We start from the raw sequence: 24647 nt of genomic DNA, 5'->3' as shown, positions 1-24647 counted from the left end.
GTCTTCGCCCAGGGTTCGGAAAGCGAACGCCCCGGCAACACTTCGGTGTCGGGGCGTGCGCATGCCAGGACGGGCCCTCCAGGGTGTCGGTGGCTCCCGATAGGCTGAATGCATGACGCGAGCCGAGCACCCCACGGCCTCTCCGCCGGCCCCCGACGATGCCCTGGTCGCGGACTCCCGCGAGCGCGCCGTCCGCGCCCTGCTGCGCCGTCCGCAGTTGAAGCGGTTGTGGAGCGCACAGCTCGTGGGCGGCGTGGCCGACACCCTGGCCCTTCTCGTGCTGGTCCTGCTCACGCTCCAGGCGGCTGTCGCCGAGGGCGCGTTCGGGGGCGGCTACCGAGGCGTGGCGTTCGCAGTGGCGACCGTTTTCGGGGTGCGCGTCCTCGCGACGCTCCTCTTCGGCGCCGTGCTTCTCGGTCCGCTCACGGCGCTCACCTCCCAGGACGGCCCGCTCGACCGCCGCTGGACCATGGTCGGCGCGGACGGGCTGCGCGCCGCGCTCCTCATCGTGGCGCCGCTGTGGATCGACTGGATGCCCGAGGACGCGCTGGCCATGCTCCTCGTCACGGCCTTCGTGACCGGAGTCGCCGAGCGCTTCTGGACCGTGTGCCGCGAGAGCGCGGCCCCCGCGCTGCTGCCCGCACCGCCGCCGGAAGGCGCGACGGTCCGACCGCTGCCCGACCACCTGGACGCCCTGCGCCGGCTCTCGCTGCGCACAGGATTCGTCGCGATCCCGCTCGCGGCCGTCGTGCTCGTCGTCGCGGCCCTCTTCAACAACCTGCTGGGCGTCGGCATCGACTGGTTCGGCCAGCACCAGGCGGCCCTCGCCTCGTACGTGGCGGCCGGGCTGTTCGCCGCCTCCCTCTCCGTCCTGACCTTCCTCGAACTTCCCGCCACGCGCACCCCGCGCGCGCGTTCGCCGCTCGAGGGGCTGCGCCGTCCGAAGACCGCGACCGGGGCCGACAAGGGCCGCACCGGCGCGATGCCCCTGCTGGTGCTCGCCTGCGCGGCCGTCGCCGCCGCGGTGTCCGCCGCCGTCGCCGTGGCCGTGCTGCACGCCAAGGACCTGGGCGGCGGCCCGGTGCTCTACGGCCTGTTCGTCGGCGTGCTCACCGGCGGTGTCGTCGTCGGCATCCGTACGGCGCCCGCCCTGCTGCCCGCCCTGTCGCGCCGCCGGCTGCTCGCGCTGGTGATCGCCTTCACCGGTGTCGCGCTGCTGGTCGCCGGGCTGGTCCCGGACGTCACCACCGTGCTGCTGATCCTCGCCCTGGCCGGTATCGGCGCGGGCATCGCCGCGAACATCGGGCACACGCTGCTCGACCAGGAGACCGAGGAGTACCGGCGGTCGCGCACGACCGAGCACCTGCACGCGGTCGTCCGGGTCTGCGTGGCGCTCGGCGCGGTGATCGCCCCGCTGGTGGCTGCGGCGATCGGGCCGCACCGGCTGGAGAGCGGCAAGCTCGTCTTCGCGCACGGCGGCGCGGCCTTCACGCTGATGCTCGCCGGCGCCCTGCTGCTGCCCGTCGCCGCGCTGGTGCTGGCCAAGGTCGACGACCGCTCCGGAGTGCCGCTGCGCCAGGACCTGCGCGACGCGCTGCTCCGCGGCGACGACCCGGATCAGGCGGCCGCGAGCACCGGCTTCTTCATCGCCCTGGAGGGTGGCGACGGGGCCGGCAAGTCCACGCAGGCCGAGGCGCTCGCCGAGTGGATCCGCGGCAAGGGCCACGAGGTCGTACTGACGCGCGAGCCGGGGGCGACGCCGGTGGGCAAGCGGCTGCGGTCGATCCTGCTGGACGTGTCCAGCGAGGGACTCTCGCACCGCGCGGAGGCGCTGCTGTACGCGGCCGACCGGGCCGAGCACATCGACACCGTCGTACGGCCCGCCCTGGAGCGCGGCGCGGTCGTCATCTCCGACCGGTACATCGACTCGTCCGTGGCCTACCAGGGCGCGGGCCGCGATCTGTCGCCGACCGAGATCGCCCGGATCAACCGCTGGGCCACGAACGGGCTCGTGCCGCATCTGACCGTCCTGCTGGACGTCGCCCCGGAGACCGCGCGCGAGCGGTTCACCGAGGCACCCGACCGGCTGGAGTCGGAGCCCGCCGAGTTCCACGCGCGCGTGCGGTCCGGCTTCCTGACCCTGGCCGCGGCCGACGCCGGGCGGTACCTGGTGGTGGACGCCGGCCAGGAGCCCGAGGCCGTAACGACCGTCATCCGGCACCGGCTCGACCAGGTGCTGCCGCTGTCCGAGGCCGAGATCAAGGCCCAGGAGGAGGCGCGGAAGAAGGCCGAGGAGGAGGCCCGCCGCAAGGCCGAGGAAGAGGCTGCCCGCAAGGCCGAGGAGGAGCGCCTGGAGCGCGAGCGCCAGGAGCAGCTGGCCCGGCTGCGCGCCGAGGAGGAGGAGCGCAAGCGGCGCGAGCTCGAGGAGGCGCAGCGGCGCGAGGCCGAACGGCAGGCCGAGGAGGCCCGGCGACGGGCCGAGGAAGCGCAGAAGAAGGCCGAGGAGGAGCGGGCGCGGCTCCTCGCGGAGGAGAAGGCCCGGGCCGAGGAGGAGGCCCGCCGCAAGGCCGAGGAGGACCGGCGCCGCAAGCAGGCCGAGGAAGAGGCCCGGCTGCGTGCCGAGGCCGAGGCGCTCCGCCTGGAGAAGCAGCGCAAGGCCGAGGCCGCGCTGCTGCGGGCCGAGGAGGCGCGACGCCTGGCGGAGGCGGCGGCCGCGGCGGCGGAGGCGGGACCGAAGAGCAGCACCCAGGGTTCTGGCCAGGGTTCCGCTTCGCGGGGTGCTTCCCGGACGACGGAGGGTCAGGACGCGGCGACCGTCCCGACGCCCGTGGTGACACCGGAGAACGCCCCGGGCGGCTCAGGTTCCGGATCCGGCTCCGGAACCCGCTCCGGTTCCGGCTCAGGTTCCGTGGACGAGACGACCGTGCTGCGCCGGGTGCGGGACGACAAGGCGGGCGACGACGCCGGCAACAAGTCCGGTGAGCGGCCCGGCGGCAAGGCCTCCGGCCGCGGCCGGGCCTCCGGGGGAGCCGACGCCGAGGTGACGGCCGAGCTGCCGAAGCCGCAGGTGCCGCCGACGGCGGGTGCGGAGACGGAGGTGCTGCCGCCGGTTTCGCCCCGGGACTGGGACGAGACCGAGGTGCTGCCCCAGGTGCCCTCCGGTGCGGCGGACGAGACGGCCGTGCTGCCTCCGGTCCGGCCGGGGGACGCCGAGGAGACGGCCGTACTGCCGCCCGTGCGCGGGGACGAACCGGCGGACCGGGTCCCGCCCGGATACTTCCGGAAGGACTCCCCGGCCGCCCGCCCCGACGGGACCGAGGACCGGACGCGCGAGCTGCCCCAGGTCGACGCCGAGGGCGAGCCGCGCCGCCGCCGGTCCGACTGGGCCGAGGAGACGCCGCTGGACGACCTGCCCTCACTGGCGGACGAGTTGCTCGGACCGCACGAGGACGAGCCGGACGAGGGCCGGGGGCGCCGGGGGAGGGGCCGGGGCCGCTGAGCCCCTGCCCGGCAGGCGATTTCGGAAGATCACCGGCCCCGGCCCTCAGAGGGCCGGGGCCGGTTGTCAGTGGTCGCCCCCACAATGGATCTCGCAGGGCAGTACGGTCCGCGGACGCGGATGTGACGGAAGGGCGGCGTGACCCATGACCGTGTGGGACGACCTCGTGGGGCAGGAGAGGGTGAGCTCGCAGCTGGACGCTGCCGCCAGGGACGCCGACGCACTGGTCACCGCCGCCGCGGCCGACACCCCTCCGCCCGAGGCGTCGAAGATGACCCACGCGTGGCTGTTCACGGGCCCGCCCGGAGCCGGGCGGAACCAGACGGCGCGGGCCTTCGCGGCGGCGCTGCAGTGCGTCAGCCCCGACCGGGCCCTCGGCGGCTCCCCGGGCTGCGGCTTCTGCGACGGATGCCACACGGCACTGGTGGGCACGCACGCCGACGTCACCACCGTGGCCGCGGTCGGCGCACAGATCCTCGCCGACGACATGCGCGACACCGTGCGCAAGTCGTTCACCTCACCGGCGAACGGCCGCTGGCAGATCATCCTCGTCGAGGACGCCGAGCGGCTGAACGAGAAGTCGGCCAACGCCGTCCTCAAGGCCGTGGAGGAGCCCGCCCCCCGCACGGTCTGGCTGCTGTGCGCCCCCTCCATCGAGGACGTCCTGCCGACCATCCGCTCCCGCTGCCGCCATCTGAATCTGAGCACGCCGTCGGTCGACGCCGTCGCCGACATGCTCGTACGGCGCGAGGGCATCGAGCCGGCCGCCGCCGCGGCGGCGGCCCGCGCGACGCAGGGCCATGTCGACCGGGCCCGCCGGCTGGCCACCGACCCGGCCGCGCGCGAACGCCGTGCCGCCGTGCTGAGGATGCCGCTGCGCGTGGAGGAGGTCGGCGGCGCCCTCAAGGCCGCCCAGGAGCTGGTCGACGCGGCCGCCGAGGACGCCAAGCAGCTCGCCGAGGAGATGGACGCCAAGGAGACCGAGGAGCTGAAGGCCGCTCTCGGCGCGGCCCAGGGCGGCCGGATGCCGCGCGGCACGGCCGGCGTGATCAAGGACCTGGAGGACAAGCAGAAGCGCCGCAGAACGCGCACGCAGCGCGACAGCCTCGACCTCGCCCTGACCGACCTCACGGCGTTCTACCGCGACGTCCTCGCCCTCCAGCTCGGCTCCCGGGTGGCCATCGCCAACGCGGACGCCGAGGACGCCTTGGAGCGCCTGGCCCGCGGCAGCTCCCCGGAGTCCACGCTCCGCCGCATCGAGGCGATCGCCGGCTGCCGTGACGCGCTCGACCGCAACGTGGCGCCGCTGCTCGCGGTGGAGGCGATGACGATGGCGCTCAGAGAGGGCTGACGTCGGTGGGGCCGGGAGACGCGGGGGACCTGGGGTTGACGTTGTAACTCGTACGAGGCACGACACGCACGCACGGCACTCATTCCATCGCGCAGAGTTACGCTCGCTGGATGTACACAAGGCGCACCCCCCGCTCCGCCTCCGCCCCCGCCTCCCGTCGCGCGGGCTCCGGCGGAGCCCACCGCAGGGCCCGTGGCGGAGTCAGGACCGCGGTCGGCCTCCTCGCCACGGCCGCGCTGCTGGTCTCCGCCTGCTCCTCGGGGAGCCCGACGACGCCCGCGGCCTCGGCGGCGGCGGAGCCGGCGGCGCTGGCCGCGCTGCCGAAGTCCGTCCCTCCGGCGCTCGCGTCGTACTACGCGCAGAAGCCGGCCTGGCGCGGCTGCGGTGTCCCCGGCTTCCAGTGCGCCACCATCAAGGCGCCGCTCGACTACGCCAGGCCGTCCGCCGGTGACGTCCGGCTCGCCGTCGCCCGCAAGAGGGCCACGGGCGAGCGGCTGGGCTCGCTGCTCGTGAACCCCGGCGGGCCGGGCGGCTCGGCGATCGGCTACATGGAGTCGTACGCCGGCATCGGCTATCCGGCCGAGGTCCGGGCCCGCTACGACATGGTGGCGGTCGATCCGCGCGGCGTGGCCCGCAGCGAGCCCGTCGAGTGTCTGGACGGGCCGGACATGGACACGTACACGCAGACGGACATCACACCCGACGACGCGAAGGAGGGCGACGGGCTGGTCGCGGCGTACCGGACGTTCGCCGAGGGCTGCGGCGCGGACGCGCCCAGGCTGCTGCGCCATGTGTCCACCGTGGAGGCGGCCCGGGACATGGACCTCGTGCGGGCGGCGCTCGGCGACAAGAAGCTGAACTACGTCGGCGCCTCCTACGGGACGTTTCTCGGCGCGACGTACGCCGGGCTCTTCCCGGACCGGGCGGGCCGGCTGGTGCTGGACGGCGCGATGGACCCGTCGCTGCCCGCGCGGCGGCTGAACCTGGAACAGACGGCGGGCTTCGAGACGGCGTTCCGGTCGTTCGCGCGGGACTGCGTACGGCAGCCCGACTGCCCGCTGGGCGGCGCGGGCACCTCGCCCGAGCGGGTGGGCAGGAACCTGAAGGCGTTCTTCGCGGAACTGGACGAGCAGCCCGTCCCCACCGGTGACCCCGACGGCCGCCGCCTCACCGAGTCGCTCGCCACGACCGGTGTGATCGCGGCCATGTACGACGAGGGTGCCTGGCCGCAGCTGCGCGAGGCACTGACCTCCGCGATGAAGGAGGACGACGGCGCCGGGCTCCTCGTCCTGTCCGACGGCTACTACGAGCGGGACGCCGACGGCGCCTACAGCAACCTGATGTTCGCCAACGCGGCGGTGAACTGCCTGGACCTGCCGCCCGCCTTCGACACCCCCGACCAGGTGCGCGGGGCGCTGCCGGACTTCAGGAAGGCGTCCCCCGTCTTCGGCGAGGGCCTCGCCTGGGCCTCGCTGAACTGTGCGTACTGGCCGGTGCACGCCACGGGCGAGCCACGCCGCATCGAGGCGAAGGGCGCGGCCCCCATCGTGGTGGTCGGCACCACCCGCGACCCGGCGACCCCGTACCGTTGGGCGCAGGCCCTGGCCGGTCAGCTCTCCTCGGCCCGCCTCCTCACCTACGAGGGCGACGGCCACACGGCCTACGGCCGCGGCAGCGCCTGCATCGACCGCACGATCAACGCCTACCTCCTCCGCGGCACCCCGCCCCAGGACGGAAAGCGCTGCTCATAATCCCTGGCCCAGGCCCTGGAGGGCCCGCCTCCGGGGCCGGTACGGAGCACCCTTCGAAACTGTGTAGACTTACCGTCGTTGCTGATCGCACCATAGTGCGGACAGCGCGCCGCCTTAGCTCAGATGGCCAGAGCAACGCACTCGTAATGCGTAGGTCTCGGGTTCGAATCCCGAAGGCGGCTCCGAAGAGAACCGCAGGTCAGATTGCTGACCTGCGGTTTCTTTTTGTGCTTCGGGCGTCGGCTCACTGGAACGCCGGGATGACCTCCTTGATGAAGAGTTCCAGGGACTTGCGCTTGTCCTCGTGGGGCAGGCCCGTGTCGATCCAGAAGCTGTACTCGTCGACGCCGAGTTCCTCGTAGGCGCGGAGGCGTTCGATGATCTCGGACGGGGTGCCGATCATCGCCGTCCGGTGCAGGGACTCCGGCTGGAACTCCGGGCGGTCTTCGAACTTCGACTCCGGGCTGGGCGGCAGGAAGCCGTTCACCGGGGTGGTCTTGTTGCCGAACCAGGCGTCGAAGGTCCGGTAGAAGCGGTTGATCGACTCCGCGGCCGGGCGCCAGCCGTCGGGCTCGTCGGGGGAGTGGACGTGCGTGTGCCGCAGCACCATCAGCTCGGGGCGCGGCACCTCCGGATGGGCGGCCACCGCGGTGTCGAACTTCTGCTTGAGGGCCTCGACCTCCTCGTCGCCCTTCATCAACGGGGTGACCATCACGTTGCAGCCCTGCGCCACCGCGAAGTCGTGGGACGCGGGGTCGCGCGCGGCGATCCACATGGGCGGGGTGGGCCGCTGCACCGGCTTGGGCACACTGGTCGACGTCGGGAACTGCCAGATCTCGCCGTCGTGGGCGTAGTCGCCCTGCCACAACGCCCGGACCGCCGGGACGAGTTCGCGCAGGTGCTTGCCGCCTTCGGCGGCCGGGAGGCCGTCCGCCAGCCGGTCGAACTCGAACTGGTAGGCGCCCCGGGCGAGTCCGACCTCCATCCGGCCGTTGCTGATGACGTCGAGCAGCGCGCATTCACCGGCGACCCGGATCGGGTGCCAGAACGGGGCGATGACGGTCCCGGCGCCCAGCCGGATGGTCGAGGTCCTGGCGGCCAGGTGGGCGAGCAGCGGCATCGGGCTGGGGGAGATCGTGTACTCCATCGCGTGGTGCTCGCCGATCCACACGGTGCCGAACCCGCCGGCCTCGGCCATCAGGGCCAGCTCGGAGAGGTCCTCGAAGAGCTGCCGGTGGCTGACCTCCTCGTCCCGGCGCTCCATGTGCACGAACAACGAAAACCTCATGACTGCTCCTCCGCTTGTGCTGTGGCGTCGTCCGCCTCGGTGAGGGTGACGTCACCGGTGGCCCAGTGCGTCCGGGGGACCTCGTGGACGACGACGCGGATGTACTCGGGCCGGGTGTTCACGGTGCGCAGGACCGCGGCGTGGACCTCGTGGATCAGCTCCCGGATCTGCGCGGGGGTGCGGCCCTCGGCGAGGGTGACGGCGACCTGTGGCATGTCAGCTCCGCATCGTGAACGGGTCGGCCACGGGCTCCTCGCTGGTGTTGATCCAGACGCTCTTGAGCCGCGTGTATTCCTTGATCGTCTCGGTGCCGTGCTCCACTCCGACGCCGCTCGTCTTGAAGCCCTGGCGCGGTGACATCGGGGACATGGCCCGGTAGGTGTTGACCCACACGGTTCCGGCGTCCAGGCGCCCGGCCATCCGGTGCGCCCGGGCGAGGTTGGTCGTCCACACGCCGGCGGCCAGACCGTAGTCCGTGTCGTTCGCCAGGCGGACGACCTCCTCCTCGGTGTCGAACGGCATGACCGCCAGGACGGGGCCGAAGATCTCCTCCCGTACGACGCGCATGTCGTTGTCGACGTCGACCAGGACCGTCGGCTCGTAGAAGTACCCGCCCATGCCGCCGTCCGTGGCCCGGCCGCCGGTCAGGACCCGGGCTCCTTCGTCACGGCCGAGGTCGACGTACCCGGCGACCTTGTCGCGCTGGTCCTCGAAGGCCAGCGGGCCGAGTTCGGTCTTCTCGTCCAGCGGGTCGCCGATGACGATGGTCCTGGCGCGCTCCGAGACCCGTTCGAGAAGCTCGTCGTAGACGGAGCGGTGGGCGAACACGCGGCTGCCGGCGATGCAGGTCTGCCCGGCGGCGGCGAAGATGCCGGCGACGACGCCCATCGCCGCGTTCGGGACGTTCGCGTCCTCGAAGACGATGTTGGGTGACTTGCCGCCCAGTTCGAGCGTGGAGCCGATGAAGCGGCCGGCCGTGGCGGCGGCGATGCGCGACCCGGTGGCGGTGCTGCCGGTGAAGGAGATCTTCGCGAGGTCGCGGTGGTCGACCAGGGCCTGCCCCGCCTCGGCGCCGAACCCGGTGACGACGTTCACCGCGCCCGGCGGGAAGCCCGCTTCGAGGGCCAGCTCGGCGAGTCTGAGCACCGTCGCCGAGGTGTGCTCCGACGGCTTGATCACGACCGTGTTGCCGGCGCAGAGCGCGGGCGCCAGTTTGCTGCTGGTCAGCGTCAGCGGGGAGTTCCAGGGCGTGATCGCTCCGACCACGCCCAGGGGCTCGCGGGCCGTGTAGTTGAGGACCTGCCGGTCGGAGGTGGGGATGAAGTCGCCGTGGATCTTGTCGGCCAGACCGGCGTAGTAGTGGTAGTACTCGGGCAGCGTCGCCAGCTGGCCGCGCATCTCGCGCAGCAGTTTGCCGTTGTCCTGGGTCTCCATGCGGGCCAGGTCCTCGGCGTTCTCGGCGATCAGGTCGCCCAGGCGCCGCAGCAGATGTCCGCGCCGGGTCTGGCTGAGGTCGCGCCAGCGCGGGTCCTCGAACGCTTTGCGCGCGGCGGCCACGGCCTTGTCGATGTCGGCGGCGTCGCCGCGCGCGGCCCGGTAGAGGGCCTCGCGGGTGGCCGGGTTGGCGCTCTCGAAGTACTCGCCCGACGCGGGCTCGACCCGGGCCCCGCCGATGAAGTGCCGCAACGTGGTGAGGTCAGACATGTGCGCACTCTCCGATGAAGGTCGTGAGGCAGTCGGCGAACGCCTCGGGGCGCTCGACGGGCAGCATGTGACGCGCCTGAGGGATGACCACCGTGCGGCAGTCGGGAAGTGCCGCCGCGAGCCGGCGGGTCATCTCGGGGGTGGACCCGGGGTCGTTCTCGCCGGTCACCGCCAGTGCGCGTACGCCGATGGCGGGCAGGTCCGGTGCGAGCTCGGCGTCCGCCGTGGCGAACACGCGGTAGCAGCTCAGGAAGGACCCGACGTCGTTGGAGAGCAGGGTGGCCTCGGTGCGGGCCACCCGGTCGGGGCTGACGTCGGCGCCGGCGTACCACCGCTTCAGGGACGCGGCGGCGCTGGCCGTGAAGTCGGCTTCCGCGGTGCGCAGCCGGTCCAGGACGGCTGCCCGCTCCCCGGCCGTACGGTCGCACACCGAACTGACCGAGGTCAGTGTGGCCACCAGCTCCGGACGGTGCAGCGCCAGGTGCTGGGCGACCAGTGCGCCCAGCGAGAATCCGACCAGGTGCGAGCCCGCCGGGATCTCGTCCGCCACTCCGGCGGCCAGCTCAGCGAGGGTCACCCCGTCGCCCACCGGCGGACGGGCGCCGTGGCCCGGCAGATCGGGGGCGATCACGGTGAAGCGGTCGGCCAGCAGCGCGGCGGTGGGCTCCCACATGGTGTGGTCGAGCCCGACGCCGTGCAGCAGCACCACGGTGTGCTTGCTCATGAAGGCCTTGCCTACTGCTCGGTCGAGAGCGGCGCGAGGCGCTGCTGGGGGCGCCCCTGGGCCGCCGCGGCGAGCGCGATGACGATCTCGTTCGGGTGCGGGGCGTCGCTGAGCCTGACCTCGACGGTCTGGTGGTGCGAGCGGATCGTGGCGTCGGTGATGTGCTTCAGCGGGATGTCGAAGACCACACCGGCGGGCCCGCGCTTCTCTACCGCGGGCAGCAGCGTGGTGGCGTTCGCGGCCTTGCGGAAGTGGTCGCCGAACTTCAGCGTGTGGATCAGCGCCGAGCCGTGCTCGATCTCGCCGTCCAGACCGACGATGGCGGCCTTGCCGTACGCCTCGGCGGGGGCCTCCAGCGCGTCGAGCACGGCCGGGGCCAGCAGCGCGCCGAGGTCGGAGGCGTTCGCGTCGATGCCTGGATTGAGGTCCTCGACGAAGCCCTGGCCGGCCCACGGGTTCTCGATGACCGCCGCGACGACGGCGATCCGGGCGGGCCGGTCGAGCGCGCGGCCGCCCTCGGTGCGGATCTCCTCGACGACGGTCACGATCTTGCGGACGCTCATGAGGGAACAACCTCCAGGGTTTTGGTGGTGACGACGGGGTCGGACAGGCGGTCCCCGATCCGGGGGTGCGGTCGCGGTCCCGTCGACGCGGCCGCGATGACGACGATCTCGTCCGTGCGCGGGGCGTCGGAGACGCGGGCGCTGACGGTCTGATAGTGGCTGCGCGTCGAGGCCCGGGTCTTGTGCCAGAGCGGGACGACCAGCGCCTCGCCCGCGTCGGCCCGCGTGTCGGCGAAGCAGATGACCGACTCGCCCTGGAGGAACTCCCGCACCAGGTTGCCGAAGTACGGGGTGTGGATGAGGGCCCCGGCGTGCTCGATCTCGCCCGCCGAGCCGACGACGGCGGCCTTGCCGAACGCCTCGATCTCGTCCATTCCGCCCAGGGCGGCGATGAGCCGGTCGGTCAGCAGCCTGGCGAGGACCGGGCCGACGCGGGCCTGCTCCCCGGACAGATCGGCCGCGGGGCCGGTGCCCACCCACGGATTCCGTATGACCGCGGCGACGCTGGCCCGCCGTGCCGGCTGCGCGGGTGCCTCGCCCGCCTCGGTCAGGACTACGTCGCGGTAGACCACGAGCTTGCGGAGACCGATGCGCTCGTCGAGGTGATCCATGCGCTCTTGCATGGCACAGGACGATAGGTGGCGCCTCTTGGGCCGGTCAAGGGGTTGAGCTGAGAGGCTCGTATGTCATCCCACCGAGTTCCGTCAGGAGGATCTTCGAGGCCATTGAACTGCGGTTATTAGTGATTGCAGAAGTCGGGGCAGGATTCCGCGTCCCGAACCCTTGACGCTCCATCTGTGGCGTGCCTTACTGCTGCTTGTATGCCAGACCAGGCGGCCATCGGGCCCCGGACCCAAGGAGTTCCATGTCCAGTCACCTTGGAACGGGCGAGGAAACGACGCCCGGGACGCCATCGGAGAGCAGTGGGGAAAGTGCCGCGGACGGCACCGGAACAGGGCTCGACGGAGGCGGCCGACTCGGTTCCGTTTTCTGGACCTCGATCGGTATCTCCGCGATCTTCGTGGCCTGGGCGGTGCTCTTCACGGACAACCTGAACAAGGTCACCGACACCTCGCTGAACTGGGTGACGGCCACGTTCGGCTGGTCCTATCTGGTGGTCACGCTCGCCATCCTCGTCTTCCTGGTGTTCCTGGCCTTCAGCCCCGTCGGCGACGTCCGGCTGGGCAAGGACAGCGACCGCCCCGAGTTCTCGACGCTCACCTGGTTCGCCATGATTCTCAGCGCCGTCATGGGCATCGGACTGGTCTCGTACGGCGTCGCCGAACCGATCTCCCACCTGGCGACACCGCCCCACGGTCTCGCCGAGCCGAACACGCCGGCGGCGGCGGTGCGCGCCCTGCAGTACTCCTACTTCGACTGGGGCCTGCAGGCCTGGGCGATCTTCGCCGTATTCGGTCTGGCCATCGCGTACTCGACCCACCGCAAGGGCCGGCGCACCCTGGTGAGCCAGCTCTTCGTTCCCCTGCTCGGCGACCGGGTGAACGGGCCGATCGGCAAGACCATCGACGTGCTCGCCGTGTTCGCGACGCTGTTCGGCACCACGACCTCCCTGGGCCTCGGAGCCCTGCAGGTCAACAACGGACTCGGCAGGCTGTGGGGGATGCCGGTCAGCAACGTGAGCCAGGTGCTCATCATCGCCGCCGTCACCGCGGTCTTCACGCTCTCGGCGGTGACCGGCGTCAGCAAGGGCATCAAGTTCCTGAGCCAGGGCAGCACGCTGCTCGCGATCGCCCTGTTCGTCTTCATGCTGGTCGTCGGCCCGGCCGTGTTCATCGCGAACCTGTACATCGAGTCCGTGGGCCAGTGGGCCACCGACTTCTTCCGGATGAGCCTCCAGGGCACCGCGTTCGGCGGGCTCGAATGGATGCAGTGGTGGACCTACTTCATGATGGCCTGGTGGGTCTCCTGGGGCGCCTTCGTCGGCGTCTTCCTGGCCCGCATCTCGCGGGGCCGCACCATCCGCGGCTTCATCACGGGCGTACTGGTCGTCCCCAGCCTGGTGTTCTTCACCTGGTTCACGGTCTTCGGCGGCACGGCGATCCACGTCGACATGTTCGAAGGCGGTGACATCGCCAAGCAGACCGCGGCCGACATCAACAGCGCGTTCTTCGCGACCCTCGACCACTTCCCGCTGGCCGGTGTCACCTCGGCGATCGCGATCATCCTGGTCGTGATGTTCTTCGTCTCCGGCGCGGACGCCAACACCTACGTGCTGTCGATGATGACCTCGGACGGATCGCTCACCCCGCGGCGTCCGGTGCTCGTCCTGTGGGGTGTCCTCACCGGCGTCACCGCCGTCGTCCTCATGCTCGCGGGCGGACTGAACGCCCTGCAGAACACCGTCATCGTGACGTCCCTGCCGTTCCTCGTGATCATCGCCGGACTGGCGGTGTCCTTCTGGAAGGAACTGAGCACAGACCGAAAGGAGAAGACCGGTGTCACACTCTGACGCCCGTCGCGGACTCATCGCGAAGGCCTGGGCCGCGGCCTGGGGCCAGGGCGACGTCGACGCCCTCGACACGCTGCTGAGCCCGGGGTACCTGCGCCACAGCAGCGATCCCCACCCGCAGGACCTGGGCGCCTTCAAGGCGTCGATCGTCTCGACCCGGGCGGCCTTCCCTGACCTGGTCACGACCATCGACGAGGTCGTGGTCGAGGGCGACAGGGCCGCGATCCGCTGGCACAGCAGCGGAACCCATGTGAACTCGTTCCTCGGTGTCCCTCCCACCGGGCGGCACGTCGACGTCAGCGGCGCCACCTTCGCCCGCTTCGACGGGGACCGGATCGCCGAGGAGCACGTGACCTGGGATCCCCGGGCCTTGCTCTCGGCGCTCGGTGTCATCCGGGTGGGACAGGACTGACGATCACGATGACCAGGAGCAGTTTTATGACACCGCTCGCCTCGAAGCCCGGCCTCGACGTGATGAAGCAGGTGAACCGGCAGTTCGTCACCGGAGTCACGGTCGTGACCGCGATGGACGGTGAGACCCCCCGGGGGCTGGCCGTCAACGCGTTCTCCAGCATCTCGCTCGACCCCGCCACCGTGATGGTGTGCGTCCAGCGCACCTCGTCCACCCACGACTGCCTGTTCCGGGCCGGCCACCTCGCGATCAACATCCTGTCCACGGACCAGCTCGACGTCGTCGCCACGTTCGCGAGCAAGGCCGACGACAAGTTCAGCGAGGTGGAGTGGGAGCCGGGTCCGTTCGGCAGCCCGCTGATCGCCCGCAGCAGTGCGCAGATGGAGGTCGAGATCCGCGAGCGGCTGCAGGCCAGCACCCACACGGTGTTCATCTGCCGTGTGGTGCACGCCGTGGTCGCCGAGAACCCTCCGATGGTCTACAGCGCGGGTAAGTTCTTCGACGGCGGCGCGCTCGCGCCACTGGGATGACCGGCCGGCGGCCCGGGAGACGGAGGAGAGCTCGGTGAATCGCGGGAAGAGTGCGCCGAAGACCGGGTCGATGCAGTCCCGGGTGATCGCCGACATGCGTCGGCGGATCATCAAGGGAGAGATCGAACCCGGCTCCCCGCTCTCGGAGTTCGCCCTCGCGGAGGAGTTCGGCGTCAGCCGTACGCCGGTGCGTGAAGCCCTCAAGCAGCTCCAGACCGAGGGTCTTGTCGAGATCAGGCCCCGCGTCGGGACGTTCGTCACCACCCCCTCCCGCCGGGAGATCACGGAACTCTTCGAGATGAAGGAACTCCTCGAGGGCGCGGCGGCCCGTCTCCTCGCCCGGCGCGGCCGCGTCACGGAGATCGACCTGCTGGAGCGGAACCTGCGCGAGGCCGACGAGGCGACGGAGCGGGACGACCGGGAGCGGTACGCGGAGCTGGTCCAGGAGTTCCACGACCTGCTCATAGCCGGTGCGGACAACAGCAAGCTGGAAGCGCACTACCGGATGCTGATGAATCAGCTCGCCTACTCCCGGCTGGTGCACACGTCGCTGAGCCGGCCGGGCCGGGTCCTCCAGTCGGACCGTGAGCACCACGTCGTCCTGGAACTGATCGTGGAGAAGGACGGCGACAGCGCCGAGCAGGTGATGCGTGAGCACGTCAGGGCCAGCAGGCGCGCGCTGCTGGCCGGGCTGCCCATCGCCGGTTCCGACGAAGTGTTCGGCACGCAGGGGTCCTGATACCGGGTCGACTCGGCCCGGGGCCGGCTCAGCCCCCGGGCCGGCTGAGTCCCGGGCTGGCTTAGCCCCCGGGCCGGCTGAGTCCCGGGCTGGCTTAGCCCCCGGGCCGGCTTAGCCCCCGGGCCGGCTCAGCCCCGGCCCGCGACCCCCGCCCCGGTCAGCGGCCGGTCTCCCGTTCCACCGGGAGCCACAGTTCGGCGTCCGCCCGCGTCCCGTCCGCCGTCAGGTCGGTGCGGAGGATCTCCGGACCGGGACGGCTGCGGTACGGGTTGGACGGGAACCACTCGGTGAAGACGTCCCGCCAGAGGTTCTGGATGGCCTCGGGGGCCGGGCCCGAGGTGGTGAAGACCGCCCAGGTGCCGGACGGGACGGTCAGGGCGGTGGTGCCCTCGGGCGCCGGTGCCGTGGTGATCACGCCGTGGTAGTAGTCGAGTTCCGTGCCCTCCGCACGGCTGGGGTCCAGGTCGTCGCAGACCGCGACGACGCCGTGCGGCTCCTGGTCGGACAGCTCCTTCAGGTGCTCCAGGGCCTGCTTGTCGAGGCCGCGGACGAAGTCGATGATCGCCTGGTTCGGGCCAGAGTGGATCAGGGGGACACGGGCCTTGAAACCGGTGACGGTGAAGGCCTCTCGGTCTGCCACGCGGTAGTGCATGCTGCTGCTCCCTTCGACGGTGAGGCGGAAGGTCAGCCGGGGCTGGGAGACGAGCGCGGCACCGGTGCGCCGGGCCTCGCCCGGTCCCACGCCGTGCATCGCGCGGAACGCCCGGGCGAACGCCTCGCCGGAGCCGTAGCCGTAGCGCACCGCGATCTCCAGCAGTGTCTCGCCGCCCGCGAGCACCTCCGCGCCCGCGACCGTCAGCCGCCGGCGCCGGATGTACTCCGACAGGGGCATGCCTGCCAGCGCGGAGAACATACGGCGCAGGTGGTACTCCGAGGTGTGCGCCGCGCGCGCCAGGTCCGCCACGTCGACGGAGCTGTCGAGGCGGCGCTCGATGTGCGCCATGGCCTGGTTGAGCTGTTCCAGCACGCCCGGTCTTCCTTCCGTTTTCGTGCCTTCACGCTAGGCAGCGCCTGCGGCGCCGCACCCGACATCCTGTGCCCGATCCGGTCGGGTGCCGCCTGGGCCGGACGAGGTAGGCGAACCGCCGTCCGGCAGGCGTACTTAAAGGGCTCTTATCGTGAACGGCTAGCATCGCCCGTCAACAACCCGTCAGTTGCCGACCGTGATGAGGTGAGGACATGGGGGCGCCCAGGACCGCCGTCGCCGTGGTGACGATGGGCAATCGGCCCGAGGAGGTCGACGCGCTGCTCCGGTCCGTGGCCAAGCAGGACGTGGCGCCCGAGCGGATCGTGATCGTCGGCAACGGCTGCCCGCTGCCCGAGTTCGCCCGGCGGCTGTCGCTGCCCGGTGAGGTCACCGCCGTCGAACTCGACGAGAACCTCGGGTGCCCCGGTGGGCGGAACGCCGCCCTCGCGCGGCTGCGGGAGTTCGGTGATGTCGACGTCGTCGTCGATCTGGACGACGACGGGCTGCTCGTGGACGCCGATGTGCTGCGCCGCGTGCGCGAGTTGTACGCCGCCGACGAACGGCTCGGCATCGTAGGGTTCCGCATCGCCGACGAACTCGGCGAGACGCAGCAGCGGCACGTGCCCCGGATCGGCGGCTCGGACCCCATGCGGGGCGGCTATGTCACCGGGTTCCTCGGTGGCGGGCACGCGCTGCGGATGGCGATGCTCGACGAGGTCGGCGACTGGCCCGCCGAGTTCTTCTTCGCCCACGAGGAGACCGACCTGGCCTGGCGCGCGGCCGACGCCGGCTGGCACATCCTCTACGCGCCCGAACTGCTGCTCCAGCACCCGAAGACCTCGCCCGCCCGGCACGCCATCTACTACCGCGTCAACGCCCGCAACCGGGTCTGGCTGGTCCGGCGCCGGCTGCCGGTCGCGCTCGTCCCCGTCCATCTGGGCGTGTGGGTGCTGCTCACGCTCGCCCGGAACCGTTCCGTCGCCGGGTTGCGTGCGTGGTTCGGCGGATTCCTGGAAGGCGTACGGGAGCCGGCGGGCGAGCGGCGGCCCATGCGCTGGCGTACGGTGTGGCGGCTCACGCGGCTGGGGAGGCCGCCCGTCATCTGACACCTCCGGACCAGGCTCGGGCTGGTCCGTGTCCCGCGGAACTCCGCGAACCACCACTGACCTCGACCGACTGCTCAACCGGCCGGTGCCGGCCCCTCACTTGGCGTCCGCGTAGCACTCCACCACCGCCGTGGTGAACGGAAACCGCACCGGGGTCTGTCCGAAGGTCAGTCGGCCGGCCAGGGCCGCTGCCTCGTGGATCGCCGTCACGACCGCCTCCGTCTCCTCCTCGGGGCAGTGCACGATCACCTCGTCGTGCTGGAAGAAGACCAGCTCGGCGGCGAGGTCCGCACAGGTCCTGCGCAGTGCGGCGAGCAGGAGCAGGGCCCAGTCGGCGGCGCTGCCCTGGACGACGAAGTTCCGGGCGAAGCGGCCGCGGGCGCGGGCGTTGGTGGAGGCGTAGCCGGGCACCCAGGGCGCGGCGGTGCCGGGGTGGTCGTCGTCGGAGACGGGGATGCCGGCCTCCTCCGTCGCGTCGTCCGTCCCCCGCGCCGCGGGCGGGCAGGTCCGGCCGAGCCAGGTCCGCACGAGCCGGCCCTCCTCGCCGGCGCGGGCCGCGTCGTCGACGTACGCCACCGCCTTGGGGAAGCGACGTCTGAGCGCGGCGAGGTTCTTCAGGCCGTCGCCGGAGGTCTGGCCGTAGACCGCGCCGAGCACGGCGAGTTTGGCCTGGGCGCGGTCGCCGGAGAAGGCGCGGTCGGAGACGGACTGGTACAGGTCGGTCTCCCGGCCCGCGACCTCCATCAGCCCGGGGTCGCGGGAGATCGCCGCGAGGACGCGCGGTTCCATCTGGTCGGCGTCGGCGACGACGAGCCGCCAGCCGGGGTCGGCGACCACGGCCCGCCGGATCACCTTGGGGATCTGGAGCCCGCCCCCGCCGTTGGTGACCCAGCGCCCGGTCACCGTCCCGCCCGCCAGGAACTCGGGTCTGAACCGCCCCTCGCGGACCCAGTCCTGGAGCCAGGACCAGCCGTGGGCGACCCAGACGCGGTACAGCTTCTTGTACTCGATCAGGGGCTTCACGGCCGGGTGGTCGATCGACTCGATCTCCCAGCGGCGGGTCGAGGAGACCTTGATCCCGGCCTGGGCGAAGGCCTTGACCACGTCGGCCGGGAGGTCGGGCCGCACCCGGCGGCCGAAGGCCGTGGACACCTCGTCGGCCAGTTCGGCCAGGCGGCGTGGCTCGCCGCCGCCCGCGTACCGCTCGCCCAGCAGGTCGTGCAGTACCGCGCGGTGCGTGTCGGCGCGCCAGGGCAGCCCGGCGCGGTTCATCTCCGCGGCCACCAGCATGCCCGCCGACTCGGCGGCCGTGAGCAGCCGCATGCGGCCAGGGTGCTCGGCGCTCTCGTGCCGCCGCTGCTGCTCGGCGTAGACCGCGAGGAGGTCCGGCAAGGGGAGCGGGACGCCCTGTGGCTCGAACAGGGAGGACTGCGAGCCCGGTTCGGCGGACCGCTGGGGCGGATCGGGCGGTACGGGGCCGCCGCGCAGCCGGGCCAGGGCGGCCGCGGCCGAGCGTGGTTCCCCGTACCGCCCCTCGTGGCCGAGGAGGAGTGTCTCGGCGGCCTCGATGTCGTAGCACCGCTCTGCTCGCACCCCCGTGGCGAGCAGGCGCGGGTAGACCTCGGCGGTGGACCGCCACACCCACCGCGTGACACCGGGGCGGCTCCGCACGGCCTCGGCGGGATCCGTCTCACGCCGCACCGGCCCGGCGGGCAGCCCGTCCGGACCGAGGGGGGCGACGTCCACGCCACCGTCCTCGGCCGGAGCGAGCGCCCACCGGTCGGCCATGCGGCGAGTCTGCCAGGGGGGTCTGACAACGCCCCCCGATCGCCCTTCCGATCGCCGCAGCCGCAGCCGCAGCCGCAGCCGCAGCCGCAGCCGATAGCCGCAGCCGGCAGCCGCCGCCGCAGCCCGCCGCCACGACGGTGTCAGGACTCGTCCGGCGTCTCCTGCTGCGCCCGCGTGATCTTCTCCAGCACGGTCACGACGTACTGCTCGGTCCGCTCCTTGCCGATGCCGAGGCCGCTGAGGACGCCCTCGCCGTTCTCGTGCTCCAGCAGGGCCAGCAGGATGTGCTCGGTGCCGATGTAGTTGTGGCCCAGGCGCAGGGCCTCGCGGAAGGTGAGCTCCAGGACCTTCTTGGCGGCCTGGCCGTACGGCACGAGCTCCGGGGCGTCCTCGACGGCGGGCGGGAGCGCCGCCGTGGCCGCCTCGCGCACCGCGTCGAGGGTCACGCCCTGGACGGTGATCGCCTTGGCGGCGAGAGCCTCGGGCTCGGCCAGCAGACCGAGGACGAGGTGCTCGGGCAGGCCCTCGGCGTTGTGCGCGGCCTTGGCCGCGTTGTGCGAGGCCATCACCGTGTTGCGGGCGCGGGGCGTGTAGCGGTTGAAGCCCTGGTTCGGGTCGAGGTCGGCCGACTCCTTCGGCACGAAGCGCTTCTGCGCGGCCTGCCGGGTGACCCCCATGCTCTTGCCGATGTCCGTCCAGGAGGCGCCCGAACGCCGGGCCTGGTCCACGAAGTGGCCGATCAGATGGTCGGCCACCTCCCCGAGGTGATCGGCGGCGATCACCGCGTCCTGGAGCTGCTCGAGGGGTTCCTGGTGAACCTTCTTGATCGCCGCGATCAGGTCGTCGAGGCGCACGGATGACGTGATGTCGGGGTTCGTCGTCATGGTGTCAACCGTAGGTTGCGCATCCATGGGTGTCAACCGTGAGTTGACACCTCGGTGCGTGGCACCATCGGGCCCGTGAGTACGTCCCCCACCGTCGACCGCGCGTTCGAAGCGGCCCTGTACGCGACCGGCGAGACGGCCCTCGACACCGGCGCGTCCCTGCTCGCCTCCGACCCGGCGTCGGATGCCGAACTCGCCCGGCGCGGTGAGGAGTTCGTGGCGGCCTCCTGGCGGCGCGGCTGGCAGCCGACCGACGTCGTACGGATCGTCCGGAGTGAGCTGGAGGACGTCCACGTGCTCCTGGTGGCCGCGCTGATCAGGGCGCAGGCACCCGGAGATCGCGCCCGCGGCAGCCGCTGGAGCGCGCAGCTCGCGGAACTCCCCGCCGACGCCCCGCCCCGCACCGACCGCTTCTCGCACGCCACGGCCGTGCTGGAGCTGTACCGCCTGCTGCTGCGGCTGCCCGCCCTCGAGGCCCTCGACGAGGCTCCCCGGGAGACGACCGGTGGGGCCAGGACCGAGTCCCGCATGCTCACCCGCATCCGGGCCCTGCTCGCCAAGGCGGAGGCCACCGGCTTCCCGGAGGAGGCGGAGGCGCTCAGCGCCAAGGCGCAGGAGCTGATGGCCCGGCACAGCGTCGACGAGGCGCTGCTCGCGGCGCGGGCCCCCTCGCCCGACACTCCCGGAGCCTGCCGGATCGGCGTGGAACCGCCGTACGAGCAGGCCAAGGCGGTACTGCTGGACGCCGTCGCCTCCGCCAACCACTGCCGCGCGGTGTGGAACGAACCCCTCCGGTTCTCCACCGTCGTCGGCTTCGAAACGGACCTGGAGGTGGTCGAACTCCTCTACACCTCGCTCCTCGTGCAGGCCACGACCGCGATGACGAAGGCGGAGGCCGCCCAGCGCGCCGGGGGCCGCAAGCGCACCAAGACGTTCCGGCAGTCCTTCCTCGCGGCCTACGCCCACCGCATCGGCACCCGTCTGACGGAAGTGGCGGAAGCCCAGGTGACCGACGACCTGCTGCCCGTCCTCGCCACCCGCGACGTCGCGGTCACCGGACGGCTGGACCACATGTTCCCCGAGACGACCACGACCCGCCTGCGCGGTGTGCGCGACGCGGCGGGCTGGACGGAGGGCGCGCAGGCGGCGGACCGCGCCCAGGTCGGGCACCGGCCGCCGCTGCGCTGATCTCCGGTCAGTCGCCCGAGGACTCGAAGCCGCTCACCGAGGCCTGTGCCGCGCCGCTTTCGCCGTCCCTCCGGGCGACCTCGCCGTACGACCACGTCAGCTCGCGCGCGTCCGCTTTGGCGCCGGGCAGGGTGAAGGACGCCTTCCGTACGGGGAGGCTCTTCGGGGAGCCCGCCTCGCCCCGGACGTAGGTGATGGTGAAGGACGTGGTGCCGCCCTTGCCGAGCGTGAGCGGCTGGGCCTTCACGGCCTGGTCCGGGGACACGGAGGTCGTGCTGTCGTCGGCGATCAGGTCCACGCCGGGGAAGCCCTTCAGCGTGCACTGCGCGCCCTTGTTCGTGAGCGTCACGGTGACGGTGCCGGTGTCCCCGGCGGCCGGGGCGGCGCCGGCACCGACCTCCACGCCCATGTCGCCGACCGCACAGGCCGAAGAGGCCGGCCGGTCCGCGTTCTTGACGTCATCGGTGCCGGCCCCGTCGTCGTCGCAGGCGGTCAGCAGGAGTGTCCCGGCGAGGGCGGCGGCCAGGGCGAGGGGAGGAAGGGTGCGCATGGGGACCTCTGGTGCGTGATGGCGGTGAGCGGTTCCGATGGAGGGATCATCTCGGACGGACGGACCATCACGCACCCGGCAGGCCGCCCTAGGGGGCGTCGTCGAAACTCGCTGCTATCCGAGGCCCGCCGTGGGCAGCCCGGTCGGCAGCTTGCCGCCCTCGGACCTGGTGTAGGTCTCCGAGCCGAGGCCGCCCTCCCAGGTGACCTTCAGGCTTGCCTTGTTCACGGAGTCGACCATGCCGGTCGTCCGGTCCTTGCTGCCGTCCGTGCACTTCAGGCGGATCATCCGCATCCCGGACTCCTCGCCGGCGGTACCGCTGCACACGCTCCCGCCGGTGGCGAAGAGCGCGGCCTGCTTGCCGGTGACCACCAAGGCCACGGCCTTGCCGCCGGTCGTCGCGAGCCAGCTGCCCTCCAGGCCCGTGCCGGAGCCGGAGCCGCCCGAGCCGCCGCCGGTGGAGGCGGACGCCGAGGGCGACGGGGCCGGGCTGGACGCGGAGTCGTCCCCGGAGTCGCCGTCACTGCTGCACGCGGTCAGCGCGAGCGCGCCCGCCAGGCCCGCGGCCACGGCCGCGACCCGCAGCCCCCGACGTGCTCCCGTGCGACGCGAGAAGATCACCGAAGTCACTGCAAGCCCCCAAGCTGTAGCCGGCCGACCGGCCCGGACGGAACCGACCGGCCCCTGTGCCGGACGACCGAAGCAAGCTACCAGGGCCCGTCAAGAGACCCGGGGGACGACCCCGTCGGCCCTCTACCGGGACGGCGGGGCCACGGGGCGCGCCCCCGGCGCCCCGCCCCGTCTCACCACGACGACTTCCGCACCCCCGGCAGATACCCCGCGTGCGCCTGCCCCCGCAGACTCACCCGCGACAGCCCGAACGCCCGGAAGTAGCCGCGCGGGCGCCCGTCCACCTGGTCACGGTTGCGGACCCGCGTGGCGCTCGCGTCACGCGGCTGCCTGCGCAACTCCGCCTGTGCGGCGAGGCGCTCCGCCTCCGTCGACGACGGTCGCCGGAGGGTCTCCTTCAGCTCGGCGCGCCGGGCGGCGTAGCGCGCGACGACCTCCTGCCGCTTGTCGTTCTTCGCGATCTTGCTCTTCTTCGCCATCAGACCTTCACTCCCCGGGCGCGGATCCGGGCGACGGCCGCCTCCACTCCGATCGTGTCGACGGTCTTGACCGCCCTGGCGCTCAGCCGGAGGCGGACGTACCGGCCCTCGCCCGGCAGCCAGTAGCGCTTGGACTGGATGTTCGGGTCGAACCGGCGGGACGTGCGCCGGTGGGAGTGCGAGATGCGGTTGCCGAAGCCGGGCTGGGCGCCGGTCAGCATGCAGTGCGCGGACATGGTGGTGACGTACCTCTCTGACTCAGGAGATGTAAATGGAATTCATTTTCAGTAGTGTAGCGGCATGGCACGCAACGAACTCCGGCCGGTCATCAAGCTCCGGTCCACCGCCGGAACCGGCTACACCTACGTGACCCGCAAGAACCGCCGCAACGACCCGGACCGCATGATCCTGCGCAAGTTCGATCCGGTCGCCGGCCGCCACGTCGACTTCCGAGAGGAGCGCTGACCATGCGCGAGGGACTCCACCCGGAGTACGGCCCGGTCGTCTTCCGCGACCGTGCCGCGAACTACGCCTTCCTCACCCGCTCGACCCTCTCGGCCGGGGCAGTCGAGAAGACGATCGAGTGGGAGGACGGCAACACCTACCCGGTCGTCGACGTCGAGATCTCCGCCGCGAGCCACCCCTTCTACACCGGCACCGCCCGCGTCCTGGACACGGCGGGGCGCGTCGAGCGCTTCGAGCGCCGGTACGGAAAGAAGGGCTGATCCGGTGACTGCCCCTTCAGGTCGCTCCGGTCTCCCCGGTCTTCCCGGTCTCTCCGTCGTGATCGTCGGCGGGCTGCACGCCGACGCCCGCAGGGCCGCCGTGGCACGGCTGCTCGCCGACGTGCCCGGCAGCGTCGCCCTCCATCACGACCTCGCCACGGCCGCGGCCGGCACGGTCGTACGGACCGTCAGGGACGCCACCGGCGTCCTCGACGCGGGCGAGGCGCCGCTCGTCAACGACTGTGCCTGCTGCGCCCTGCGCGAGGACCTGGTCCCCGAGCTGGAGCGGCTCGCCGACGCCGGGCGGACGCCGCTGGCCGTCGTCGAGCTGTGGGACTCCGTCGAGCCCAAGGCGATGGCCGAGGTCGTCACGGCCGGCGGGCTCACCGTCACCGGTGTGCTCACCGCCGTCGACCCGGCCCTGGTCCTGCCGTACCTCGGCAACGGCGACGACCTGGCCGACGGCGGTCTCGCCGCCGCCGCGACCGACCAGCGCACGGTGGCCGACACCTTCGCGCGCCAGCTGGAGTACGCCCCCGTCCTGGCGGTCGCAGAGTCCCCCGAGGCCGACGACGAGGACCGCGAGCTGCTCGCACAGCTGCACCCGACGGCCCGCCAGGTCCCGATCGGCCGGGGCGACCTGGCGGACGGGCCGGCCGAGGACGGTCTGACGGTGCCGGCCCCGCGCCGGCGCCCGCTGACGCCGCTGGCCGAGGCGGCCCTGGCCGGCTTCGACGTGGAGGCCGCTGCGGCCGCCCAGCACCCGGCCTGCGCCCTGCTGCCCGCCGAGGCCGACGCGCACGGCGTCTCCACCCTGGTCTGGAGCAGGCGCCGCCCGTTCCACCCCGAGCGGCTGTACGCCGCCCTGGAGGACCTGACCTGCGCGGCGGCCCGCAGCCGGGGGCGCTTTTGGCTCGCCGACAAGCCCGACACGCTGTACCACTGGGACGCCGCGGGCGGGGCCCTGTGCGTGGAGAGCGCCGGGCCCTGGCTGGCCTCCCTGCCGGACGCGGCCTGGGAGATGGTCCCGCCGGTGCGCCGCGCCGCCGCCGCGCTGGACTGGCACCCCGAGCACGGCGACCGCGGCCAGCACCTCGTCTTCACCTCGCCCGGCCTCGACCGGGACGGCCTGGAGCGGCTGCTGGAGTCCTGCCTGCTGACCGACGCCGAGTACGCCGCCGGGCGCGACGCCTGGCAGCGGCTGCCGCACGCCTTCGACACCCTCCTGGAGGTCTGATC

Annotated in this window: 25 protein-coding genes and 1 tRNA gene; 13 read left to right on the top strand and 13 right to left on the bottom strand. The window is 72.4% G+C overall.

Going from position 1 to position 24647, the window contains the following annotated elements:
- The first annotated feature begins 112 nt into the window (after positions 1-112).
- From tmk to ACIBK5_RS31235, 4 genes are all read left to right on the top strand, one after another.
- A complete protein-coding gene (tmk, locus tag ACIBK5_RS31250) occupies positions 113-3499 on the top strand; it encodes a dTMP kinase (RefSeq protein WP_399024719.1) in 3387 nt (1128 codons plus the stop codon).
- Between the two features lie 145 nt (positions 3500-3644).
- Positions 3645-4850, top strand: coding sequence for a DNA polymerase III subunit delta' (locus ACIBK5_RS31245; protein ID WP_399024717.1), 1206 nt, complete (start codon positions 3645-3647; stop codon positions 4848-4850).
- A 110-nt stretch (positions 4851-4960) separates the two neighbouring features.
- Positions 4961-6601, top strand: coding sequence for an alpha/beta hydrolase (locus tag ACIBK5_RS31240; protein WP_399024715.1), 1641 nt, complete (start codon positions 4961-4963; stop codon positions 6599-6601).
- A gap of 108 nt (positions 6602-6709) precedes the next feature.
- Positions 6710-6783, top strand: a tRNA-Thr gene (locus ACIBK5_RS31235).
- A gap of 62 nt (positions 6784-6845) precedes the next feature.
- Here the strand turns inward: ACIBK5_RS31235 and ACIBK5_RS31230 are convergent.
- Genes ACIBK5_RS31230 through ACIBK5_RS31205 form a run of 6 tightly spaced genes read right to left on the bottom strand, consistent with a single transcriptional unit; the run spans position 6846 to position 11503 of the window.
- Positions 6846-7889, bottom strand: a complete 1044-nt coding sequence (locus ACIBK5_RS31230; RefSeq protein ID WP_399024713.1) for an LLM class flavin-dependent oxidoreductase — start codon at positions 7887-7889, stop codon at positions 6846-6848.
- Positions 7886-8104, bottom strand: coding sequence for a 4-oxalocrotonate tautomerase family protein (locus ACIBK5_RS31225; RefSeq protein WP_399024711.1), 219 nt, complete (start codon positions 8102-8104; stop codon positions 7886-7888). The genes ACIBK5_RS31230 and ACIBK5_RS31225 overlap by 4 nt, the downstream gene beginning before the upstream one ends.
- Before the next feature lies 1 nt (position 8105).
- Positions 8106-9593: an aldehyde dehydrogenase gene (locus ACIBK5_RS31220; RefSeq protein WP_399024709.1), complete on the bottom strand. Its 1488-nt coding sequence runs from the start codon at positions 9591-9593 to the stop codon at positions 8106-8108.
- Positions 9586-10317: an alpha/beta fold hydrolase gene (locus ACIBK5_RS31215; protein ID WP_399024707.1), complete on the bottom strand. Its 732-nt coding sequence runs from the start codon at positions 10315-10317 to the stop codon at positions 9586-9588. The genes ACIBK5_RS31220 and ACIBK5_RS31215 overlap by 8 nt, the downstream gene beginning before the upstream one ends.
- 11 nt (positions 10318-10328) lie before the next feature.
- Positions 10329-10880: an amino acid synthesis family protein gene (locus tag ACIBK5_RS31210; protein WP_399024705.1), complete on the bottom strand. Its 552-nt coding sequence runs from the start codon at positions 10878-10880 to the stop codon at positions 10329-10331.
- Positions 10877-11503: an amino acid synthesis family protein gene (locus tag ACIBK5_RS31205; RefSeq protein WP_399024703.1), complete on the bottom strand. Its 627-nt coding sequence runs from the start codon at positions 11501-11503 to the stop codon at positions 10877-10879. Before ACIBK5_RS31205 ends, ACIBK5_RS31210 begins: the two co-directional genes overlap by 4 nt.
- Positions 11504-11745: 242 nt before the next feature.
- On the opposite strand from ACIBK5_RS31205, the gene ACIBK5_RS31200 reads away from it, so the two are divergent.
- Genes ACIBK5_RS31200 through ACIBK5_RS31185 form a run of 4 tightly spaced genes read left to right on the top strand, consistent with a single transcriptional unit; the run spans position 11746 to position 15031 of the window.
- On the top strand, positions 11746-13350 hold the full coding sequence (locus tag ACIBK5_RS31200; RefSeq protein WP_399024701.1) for a BCCT family transporter: 1605 nt from the start codon (positions 11746-11748) through the stop codon (positions 13348-13350).
- Positions 13337-13762, top strand: coding sequence for an ester cyclase (locus tag ACIBK5_RS31195; protein WP_399024699.1), 426 nt, complete (start codon positions 13337-13339; stop codon positions 13760-13762). Before ACIBK5_RS31200 ends, ACIBK5_RS31195 begins: the two co-directional genes overlap by 14 nt.
- 26 nt (positions 13763-13788) lie before the next feature.
- Complete coding sequence (locus ACIBK5_RS31190) at positions 13789-14292, top strand: flavin reductase family protein (protein ID WP_399024697.1); 504 nt, start codon at positions 13789-13791, stop codon at positions 14290-14292.
- A gap of 34 nt (positions 14293-14326) precedes the next feature.
- Positions 14327-15031, top strand: a complete 705-nt coding sequence (locus tag ACIBK5_RS31185) for a GntR family transcriptional regulator (RefSeq protein ID WP_399024695.1) — start codon at positions 14327-14329, stop codon at positions 15029-15031.
- 157 nt (positions 15032-15188) lie between these two features.
- Here the strand turns inward: ACIBK5_RS31185 and ACIBK5_RS31180 are convergent, their stop codons facing one another.
- On the bottom strand, positions 15189-16058 hold the full coding sequence (locus ACIBK5_RS31180) for a helix-turn-helix domain-containing protein (RefSeq protein WP_399024693.1): 870 nt from the start codon (positions 16056-16058) through the stop codon (positions 15189-15191).
- A gap of 212 nt (positions 16059-16270) precedes the next feature.
- Between ACIBK5_RS31180 and ACIBK5_RS31175 the strand changes: the two genes are divergently transcribed.
- Positions 16271-17164: a glycosyltransferase family 2 protein gene (locus ACIBK5_RS31175; RefSeq protein WP_399024691.1), complete on the top strand. Its 894-nt coding sequence runs from the start codon at positions 16271-16273 to the stop codon at positions 17162-17164.
- 96 nt (positions 17165-17260) lie between these two features.
- Here the strand turns inward: ACIBK5_RS31175 and ACIBK5_RS31170 are convergent, their stop codons facing one another.
- Together ACIBK5_RS31170 and ACIBK5_RS31165 are read right to left on the bottom strand one after the other, a co-directional pair.
- A complete protein-coding gene (locus tag ACIBK5_RS31170; protein WP_399024689.1) occupies positions 17261-18952 on the bottom strand; it encodes a bifunctional 3'-5' exonuclease/DNA polymerase in 1692 nt (563 codons plus the stop codon).
- A gap of 140 nt (positions 18953-19092) precedes the next feature.
- Positions 19093-19836 (bottom strand): Clp protease N-terminal domain-containing protein, encoded by a 744-nt coding sequence (locus ACIBK5_RS31165; protein ID WP_399024687.1) that lies wholly within the window; start codon positions 19834-19836, stop codon positions 19093-19095.
- Between the two features lie 75 nt (positions 19837-19911).
- Here ACIBK5_RS31165 and ACIBK5_RS31160 point away from each other — a divergent pair, with 75 nt between their 5' ends.
- Positions 19912-21024: a DUF2786 domain-containing protein gene (locus ACIBK5_RS31160; RefSeq protein ID WP_399024685.1), complete on the top strand. Its 1113-nt coding sequence runs from the start codon at positions 19912-19914 to the stop codon at positions 21022-21024.
- A gap of 7 nt (positions 21025-21031) precedes the next feature.
- Here the strand turns inward: ACIBK5_RS31160 and ACIBK5_RS31155 are convergent, their stop codons facing one another.
- The 4 genes from ACIBK5_RS31155 to rpmB all read right to left on the bottom strand — a co-directional run bounded on the left by ACIBK5_RS31155 (position 21032) and on the right by rpmB (position 22919).
- A complete protein-coding gene (locus ACIBK5_RS31155) occupies positions 21032-21574 on the bottom strand; it encodes a DUF4232 domain-containing protein (protein ID WP_399024683.1) in 543 nt (180 codons plus the stop codon).
- A 114-nt stretch (positions 21575-21688) separates the two neighbouring features.
- A complete protein-coding gene (locus ACIBK5_RS31150; protein WP_399024681.1) occupies positions 21689-22195 on the bottom strand; it encodes a hypothetical protein in 507 nt (168 codons plus the stop codon).
- Positions 22196-22377: 182 nt separating this feature from the next.
- Positions 22378-22683 (bottom strand): 30S ribosomal protein S14, encoded by a 306-nt coding sequence (gene rpsN / locus ACIBK5_RS31145; protein ID WP_399024679.1) that lies wholly within the window; start codon positions 22681-22683, stop codon positions 22378-22380.
- On the bottom strand, positions 22683-22919 hold the full coding sequence (gene rpmB / locus ACIBK5_RS31140) for a 50S ribosomal protein L28 (protein ID WP_399024677.1): 237 nt from the start codon (positions 22917-22919) through the stop codon (positions 22683-22685). Before rpmB ends, rpsN begins: the two co-directional genes overlap by 1 nt.
- A 64-nt stretch (positions 22920-22983) precedes the next feature.
- Between rpmB and rpmG the strand changes: the two genes are divergently transcribed.
- Genes rpmG through ACIBK5_RS31125 form a run of 3 tightly spaced genes read left to right on the top strand, consistent with a single transcriptional unit; the run spans position 22984 to position 24645 of the window.
- Positions 22984-23148, top strand: a complete 165-nt coding sequence (rpmG, locus tag ACIBK5_RS31135; protein ID WP_193483085.1) for a 50S ribosomal protein L33 — start codon at positions 22984-22986, stop codon at positions 23146-23148.
- Between the two features lie 2 nt (positions 23149-23150).
- Positions 23151-23408 (top strand): type B 50S ribosomal protein L31, encoded by a 258-nt coding sequence (locus ACIBK5_RS31130; RefSeq protein ID WP_399024675.1) that lies wholly within the window; start codon positions 23151-23153, stop codon positions 23406-23408.
- A 4-nt stretch (positions 23409-23412) separates the two neighbouring features.
- Positions 23413-24645: a CobW family GTP-binding protein gene (locus ACIBK5_RS31125; protein ID WP_399024673.1), complete on the top strand. Its 1233-nt coding sequence runs from the start codon at positions 23413-23415 to the stop codon at positions 24643-24645.
- The last annotated feature ends 2 nt before the right edge of the window (positions 24646-24647 follow it).

The sequence above is a fragment of the Streptomyces sp. NPDC050546 genome (assembly GCF_044457425.1).
Taxonomy (GTDB): domain Bacteria; phylum Actinomycetota; class Actinomycetes; order Streptomycetales; family Streptomycetaceae; genus Streptomyces.
This window is presented reverse-complemented; position numbering and strand designations above follow the sequence as displayed.